Origin of the sequence: Noviherbaspirillum soli (genome assembly GCF_015352955.1) — a bacterium.
Taxonomy (GTDB): Bacteria; Pseudomonadota; Gammaproteobacteria; order Burkholderiales; family Burkholderiaceae_D; genus Noviherbaspirillum_A; species Noviherbaspirillum_A soli.
The window spans coordinates 63,685-70,308 of sequence record NZ_JACYOX010000033.1; the positions used below are offsets into that span (position 1 = coordinate 63,685).

Annotated in this window: 7 protein-coding genes and 1 pseudogene; 5 read left to right on the forward strand and 3 right to left on the reverse strand. The window is 65.8% G+C overall.

Going from position 1 to position 6,624, the window contains the following annotated elements; all coding sequences use genetic code 11:
- The first annotated feature begins 74 nt into the window (after positions 1 to 74).
- The 5 genes from IGW04_RS19895 to IGW04_RS19915 are packed head-to-tail and all read left to right on the forward strand — an operon-like array spanning position 75 to position 4,703.
- Entirely contained in the window at positions 75 to 1,028 is a 954-nt protein-coding gene (locus IGW04_RS19895) for an ABC transporter permease (protein WP_194714842.1), read from the forward strand.
- Between the two features lie 12 nt (positions 1,029 to 1,040).
- Entirely contained in the window at positions 1,041 to 1,925 is an 885-nt protein-coding gene (locus IGW04_RS19900) for an ABC transporter permease (RefSeq protein WP_194714843.1), read from the forward strand.
- Positions 1,922 to 2,986, forward strand: a complete 1,065-nt coding sequence (locus tag IGW04_RS19905; RefSeq protein ID WP_194714844.1) for an ABC transporter ATP-binding protein — start codon at positions 1,922 to 1,924, stop codon at positions 2,984 to 2,986. Before IGW04_RS19900 ends, IGW04_RS19905 begins: the two co-directional genes overlap by 4 nt.
- Complete coding sequence (locus IGW04_RS19910; RefSeq protein WP_194714845.1) at positions 2,983 to 3,963, forward strand: ABC transporter ATP-binding protein; 981 nt, start codon at positions 2,983 to 2,985, stop codon at positions 3,961 to 3,963. Before IGW04_RS19905 ends, IGW04_RS19910 begins: the two co-directional genes overlap by 4 nt.
- A gap of 5 nt (positions 3,964 to 3,968) precedes the next feature.
- The gene (locus IGW04_RS19915) at positions 3,969 to 4,703 is read left to right on the forward strand and encodes a GntR family transcriptional regulator (protein WP_407672152.1); all 735 of its coding nucleotides are present in this window, start codon (positions 3,969 to 3,971) and stop codon (positions 4,701 to 4,703) included.
- A 42-nt stretch (positions 4,704 to 4,745) separates the two neighbouring features.
- On the opposite strand, the gene gltA is transcribed toward IGW04_RS19915, so the two are convergent.
- The 3 genes and pseudogenes from gltA to sdhB form a co-directional block, all read right to left on the reverse strand.
- On the reverse strand, positions 4,746 to 6,050 hold the full coding sequence (gene gltA, locus IGW04_RS19920; RefSeq protein ID WP_194714846.1) for a citrate synthase: 1,305 nt from the start codon (positions 6,048 to 6,050) through the stop codon (positions 4,746 to 4,748).
- A 77-nt stretch (positions 6,051 to 6,127) separates the two neighbouring features.
- Entirely contained in the window at positions 6,128 to 6,397 is a 270-nt protein-coding gene (locus tag IGW04_RS19925; protein WP_194714847.1) for an FAD assembly factor SdhE, read from the reverse strand.
- Between the two features lie 79 nt (positions 6,398 to 6,476).
- Positions 6,477 to 6,624: pseudogene (gene sdhB / locus IGW04_RS19930) on the reverse strand (succinate dehydrogenase iron-sulfur subunit); the annotation flags it as partial.

Below are 6,624 nucleotides of genomic sequence, written 5' to 3' on the forward strand. Positions count from 1 at the left end.
GACGCCGCTTGCCGGGCCGGGCCGCTTGCGGCAGGCCTGGCGCCACGCGCAGATCCATCAGGAAAAAATTCACCATGCTTTTCCATATACTCAAACGCTTTTTTTACGCGATACCGATCGCGCTGGGCGTGACGCTCCTGTCGTTCATGCTGGTCTACCTGGCGCCCGGCGACCCGCTCAATGCAGTTGCGCCGGCAGACGCCCCGATGGAAGTGATACAGGCGCTCAAGAGCGCCTATGGCCTGGACCGGCCGGTGCCCGTGCAATATGGCCTGTGGCTGGCGCGCGCCCTGCACGGCGACCTCGGCACCTCGATCGCCACCGGCCGCGCGGTCGCCGGCGAAGTGATCAAGGCAGTCGGCAATACCCTTTTGCTGGCGGGCGCGGCCGGCCTGGCCGGAGTGCTGCTCGGGTGCATGCTGGGCGCGCTGGCGGGCTACCGCCACGGCGGCTGGGTGGACCGGTTCGCCACACTGCTCTCCGTCGTCGGCGTGAGCGTGCCCCACTACTGGCTGGGCCTGGTGCTGACCATCGTCTTCTCCACCTGGCTCGCCTGGCTGCCTGCCATGGGCGCCGGACCGGGCGGCTCAAGCGACTGGGCCTGGGACATCGCGCACCTGCGGCATCTTGTGCTGCCGGCGCTGACGCTGTCGGTGATCCCGATGGGCATCGTTACGCGAACCGTGCGCGCGCTGGTTGCCGACATGCTGCAGCAGGAATTCGTGGTGTCGCTGCGGGCACGCGGCCTCGGCGGTCGCCGCATCTTCCGCCACGTTGCAAAAAATGTCGCGCCCACCGTGCTGGCGGTAGCCGGCCTGCAGATCGGTTACCTGATGGGCGGCTCGATCCTGGTCGAAACCGTGTTTGCCTGGCCCGGCACCGGCTTTTTGCTCAATACCGCGATCTTCCAGCGCGACATCCCGCTGCTGCAGGGAACCATCCTGGTGCTGTGCATGTTCTTCGTCGCGCTCAACCTGATCGTCGACATCCTGCAACCCCTGCTCGACCCGCGCATGGGCCGCAACTGAAAGAGGAAAACGATGTCCGCGATTATAGAAAGCGCCTTTCCCGCAGCTGCCGCGCCCAGCCGCAGCTACTGGCGCCTGGTGGCGCGCCAGATGCGGCGCGAGCCGGTGGCGCTGGCGAGCGCCCTTGTGCTGCTGATCATCATCGCCGCGGCAGTATTGGCGCCGTGGCTGGCGCCAGCCGATCCCTACAAGGCCAGCATGCTGCGCCGCCTGCTGCCCGTGGGCAGCCCCGGCTATTTGCTGGGTGCGGACGAGCTCGGCCGCGACATGCTGACCCGGCTCATGTATGGCGGCCGCCTGTCGCTGCTGATGGGCGTGGTGCCGGTCCTGGCGGCCTTCCTGATCGGCAGCACGGTGGGCGTCGCGGCCGGCTACGTCGGCGGACGCATCAACATGGCGGTAATGCGCATGCTGGATGTGTTCTATGCGTTTCCCTCGGTGCTGCTGGCGGTCGCCATTGCCGGCGCGCTGGGGCCGGGAATGAGCAACAGCCTGATCGCCCTGACGCTGGTGTTCGTGCCACAGGTGGTACGCGTGGCGGAAAGCGTCACCACCCAGGTGCGCAGGCTCGATTACATCGAAGCCGCGCGCATGAGCGGCGCCGGCGCCTTCACCATCATCCGGGTGCATGTATTGAGCAATGTGCTGGGGCCGGTGTTCGTGTATGCAACCGGCCTGCTGAGCGTATCGATGATTCTCGGTTCAGGGCTGTCCTTCCTGGGCCTGGGCGTCAAGCCGCCCGAACCGGAATGGGGCCTGATGCTCAATACGCTGCGGGCGGCGATCTACAGCAACCCGCTGGTGGCCGCCCTGCCTGGCGCGATGATCTTCATCACCTCGATTGCCTTCAACCTGCTGGCCGACGGCCTGCGTTCGGCCATGGATATCCGCAAATGAACACTAACCATCCCTCTCCGCGCCCAACGACCGACCGCGGCGGCCCTGCGCAGCCCCTGCTGATGGTGCGCGACCTGAAGAAGCGCTTCCCGGTGCGCGGCCATCCGTTCGAGCGCGAGAAAAAATTCGTCCATGCCGTCGACGGCGTGAGCTTCACGGTGGCCAAGGGCAGGACACTGGGCATCGTCGGCGAATCCGGCTGCGGCAAGTCGACGACGGCGCGGCTGATTGCCAGGCTGGTCGAACCCGACAGCGGCAGCATGGTGTTCGATGGCGACGGAGTCGGTGAGTTCGGCGGCATCGCGTTGAAGACATTTCGCCGCAACCTGCAAATGGTGTTCCAGGACTCCTTCGCCTCGCTCAATCCGCGCCTGACGGTCGCCGAAACCATCGCGTTCGGTCCCATAGCGCATGGCGTCAACGCGGCCGATGCGGGCCAGCGGGCGCGCATGCTGCTGGCGCGTGTCGGCCTCGAGCCGGGGCAGTTCGCCAGCCGCTATCCGCATGAACTGTCTGGCGGCCAGCGGCAGCGTGTCAATATTGCCCGGGCACTGGCTTTCGACCCGCGGCTCCTGATCCTGGACGAATCGGTCGCCGCACTGGACAAGTCGGTGCAGGCGCAGGTATTGAACCTGCTGCAGGAACTCAAGGCCGAGCGCGGCCTGACCTACCTGTTCATCTCGCACGACCTGCATGTCGTGCATTACCTGAGCGACGACGTGATGGTGATGTACCTGGGACAGGTAGTCGAAACCGGCGCCGTGGAACACATTTACGGCAGCGCTGCCCATCCCTATACACGGGCGCTGCTGTCGGCCGTGCCGTCGATGGACCCGTCCCGCCGCACCGAGCACTCGCCGCTGAGCGGCGATCCGCCGAACCCGATCAACCCGCCTTCCGGCTGCCGATTCCGTGACCGCTGTCCTTCCGCGCAGCCGGTCTGCGCGGCGCAGGCGCCGGCCCTGATGGAAACAGCGCCCGGCAACGGGCACTGGGTTGCCTGCCACATGCATGACGCCGGGTCTGGCCATGCGCTGGCGGCCGCGGAGGTGGCGGCATGAGCGCGCCCCTGCTGTCGATACGCGACCTTGACGTCACCTTTACCGGAGCGCGCAAGGCCAGCGCCCTCAATGGCATCAGCCTTGACCTGATGCCGGGCGAAGTGCTGGCACTGCTCGGCGAGTCCGGCTCGGGAAAGAGCGTGACGCTGCGCACCCTGCTGCGCCTGCATCCGCCGGCCACCACCCGCATCAGCGGCAGCATGCGGGTCGGCGGGCAGGACGTGTTGGCGCTGCGCGGCCGAGACCTGGACAGCTACCGCGGCAAGACGGTGTCGATGGTGTTCCAGGAGCCCGGCCTGGCGTTCGACCCGGTCTACACCATCGGGCAGCAGATCACCGAATGCATACGGGCGCATGGCACCATGGCGCAAGCCGCTGCCCGGGCCGAAGCGCTGCGCATGCTGGAACGGGTCCAGATACCTCAGGCACGGCGCCGCTTCGACGCCTATCCGCACGAACTGTCGGGCGGCATGCGCCAACGCGCAATGATTGCCCTGGCGCTGGCCTGCAAGCCTAGCCTGCTGCTGGCCGACGAGCCAACCACCGCGCTCGACGCCACGGTGCAGATCCAGATCCTGCTGCTGCTGCGCGAGCTGCAGCGCGAGACAGGAATGTCGATGATTTTCGTGACCCATGACATTGGCGCCGCGGTCGAGGTGGCGGACCGGATCGCCGTGATGTACGGCGGACGCATCGTTGAGGAAGGCGCTGCCGGCGACATCGTGCGGCGCCCGCGCCATCCCTACACTGCCGGCCTGCTGGCGGCCACGGTCAGCGGCGCCGACCGCGGCCGTCCCCTTGCCGCGGTACCTGGCTCGCCGCCGGACCTGTCCCGATTGCCCGCGGGCTGCAGCTTTGCCGCGCGCTGCGGCAACGTTGCCAGCCGCTGCCGCAGCGAAACGCCGCCGGTGGACGGCAGCGGCGCGACGCGCCTGGCCTGCTGGCATCCGGTGCAGCGGATGACCGCGGCGGGGTGAGGCCGGTGGCCCCGTTGTCTTCGCGCCCCCGCGGCGGCCTGGCGGACGAGGTGTGCCGCGAAATTGCCGACGGCATCGTGCTGGGCCGCTTCCCTCCGAACTCCCGCCTCGATGAAACGACACTCGCTGCCATGTTCGGCGTGTCGCGCACGCCGGTTCGTGAAGCGTTGAAGCAGCTCGCCGCGATCGGACTGGCAACCTATCGCCCGAACCGGGGCGCGGTGGTCGCCGCGCTCGCGGCCAACCAGCTGGCGCAGATGTTCGAAGCCATCGGCGAACTGGAAGCCGCCTGTGCCCGCCACGCCGCGCTGCGCATGGGCGCCGCCGACCATGCCGCCCTGCGCGCGCTGCAGGGCGGCGCGCGGGAAGCAATGCGCGATGGCGACATCGCGCGCTACGACGCCATCAACCGCGAACTGCATGCGACCATCATCCGTGGCGCCTGCAACCCGGTGCTGTCCGAGATGGCGGCGCTGCTGCGCAACCGCGCCGCGCCCTACCGGCGCACCCAGTTCCGCGATCTGGACCGCATGCGGGCTTCGTTCGAGGAACATTCAACGATTGTCGAGGCCATCCTGGCGCATGACGCGGCGATGGCTTACCGGGAAATGCGCTCCCACCTTCTGTCGGCGCACGACGCGGCGACGCGGCTCTGGCAGGGCTTGCATGAATTCGGGAGCGGCGCAGCTGCGACGATCCATAAAGAAACCCCGGCTTGCAGGCAAGCCGGGGTTGCATGACGCCGGCCCTGACGGACCGGGCGAGATGGCGTACTGGCGCGCTTAACCGCGCTTGTCCATCGCCGGCACGTCGCGACGGGTGGCGCCGACATACAGCTGACGCGGACGGCCGATCTTCTGCTCCGGATCGGAAATCATCTCGTTCCACTGGGCGATCCAGCCGACGGTACGAGCCATTGCGAAGATACCGGTGAACAGCGAGACCGGGATGCCCAGCGCCGACTGCACGATGCCTGAGTAGAAGTCGACGTTCGGATACAGCTTGCGCGAAACGAAGTATTCGTCTTCCAGGGCGACCTTTTCCAGTGCCATTGCCAGCTTGAACAGCGGGTCGTTTTCCAGGCCCAGCTCGGCCAGCACCTCGTGGCAGGTTTCGCGCATCAGCTTGGCGCGCGGATCGTAGTTCTTGTAGACGCGATGACCGAAGCCCATCAGCTTCACGCCGGAGTTCTTGTCCTTCACCTGCTTGACGAATTCGCCGATCTTGTCGACCGAGCCGATTTCCTTGAGCATGTTCAGCGCTGCCTCGTTGGCGCCGCCATGCGCCGGGCCCCACAGGCAGGCGATGCCGGCTGCGATACAGGCGAACGGGTTGGCGCCCGACGAACCGGACAGACGCACGGTGGAGGTCGATGCATTCTGCTCGTGGTCGGCATGCAGGATCAGGATGCGGTCGAGCGCGCGCACCAGCACGTCGTTGACCTTGTACTCCTCGCAGGGCGTGGAGAACATCATGTGCATGAAGTTGGCGCTGTAGGACAGGTCGTTGCGCGGGTACACGAAAGGCTGGCCGACCGAGTACTTGTAGGCCATCGCGACCAGCGTCGGCATCTTGGCGATCAGGCGGATTGCCGACACTTCGCGGTGATGCGGGTCATTGATGTCCAGCGAGTCATGGTAGAAGGACGCCAGCGCGCCGACGGTGCCAACCAGCACCGACATCGGATGGGCGTCGCGACGGAAGCCGCGGAAGAAGAACTGCATCTGCTCGTGCACCATGGTGTGCTTGGTCACGGTGTCGACGAAGGTCTTCTTCTGCTTTGCATTCGGCAGTTCGCCATTCAGCAGCAGGTAGCAGGATTCCAGGAAGTCGCAGTTCACGGCCAGCTGCTCGATCGGGTAGCCGCGGTACAGCAGCTCGCCCTTGTCGCCATCGATATAGGTGATCGACGAGTTGCAGGAAGCAGTCGACATGAAGCCCGGATCATAGGTAAAGCTGCCGGTGGAGCCATACAGCTTGCGGATGTCGATGACGTCCGGGCCGATGGTGCCCTTGTAGATCGGGAATTCCAGCGAGGGTGACCCGTCGGAGAAAGACAGGGTGGCTTTGTTGTCAGATTGGGTCATGGCTCTTCCTTCTGTTGAGCGGTTTATCGATGGGGAATGATGCTAGTACAAAACCCCGCAAAGCCGATGAATCAGAATCAAGCCTTGCGCAGACGTGCAAGCAGCGCGTGCACATGCGGAAGGTCGATTTCGCCACTGGGCTCCTTGCGGGCCAGCAGCAGATCCATCAGATCGTTGTCGGTCAGGTCCATCAGGCGGGTGTAGGCGTCGACTTCCTCGTCGGTCATCGATTCCTCGTTGGCATCCAGAAAACGCGTCAGCAGGATGTCATTCTCCAGCAGGCCGCGCCGGCTGCGCCAGCGCAGTCGTGCTCTGTTGGCGGGATCGCTTTGATGATTGGCAGACATGGGATTCTTCATTCAATCGGCCCGATGCGCTCACGGGCTGGCAGCGCATCGGAATGGGGCATTATCGCCCCGACTCGGTTTACACCGCGCGGCGGACCAGCAGCTCCTTGATCTTGCCGATGGCCGCATTCGGGCTCAGGCCCTTGGGGCAGACGTCGACGCAGTTCATGATCGAGTGGCAGCGGAACAGGCGGTACGGATCTTCCAGGTTGTCCAGGCGCTCGCCG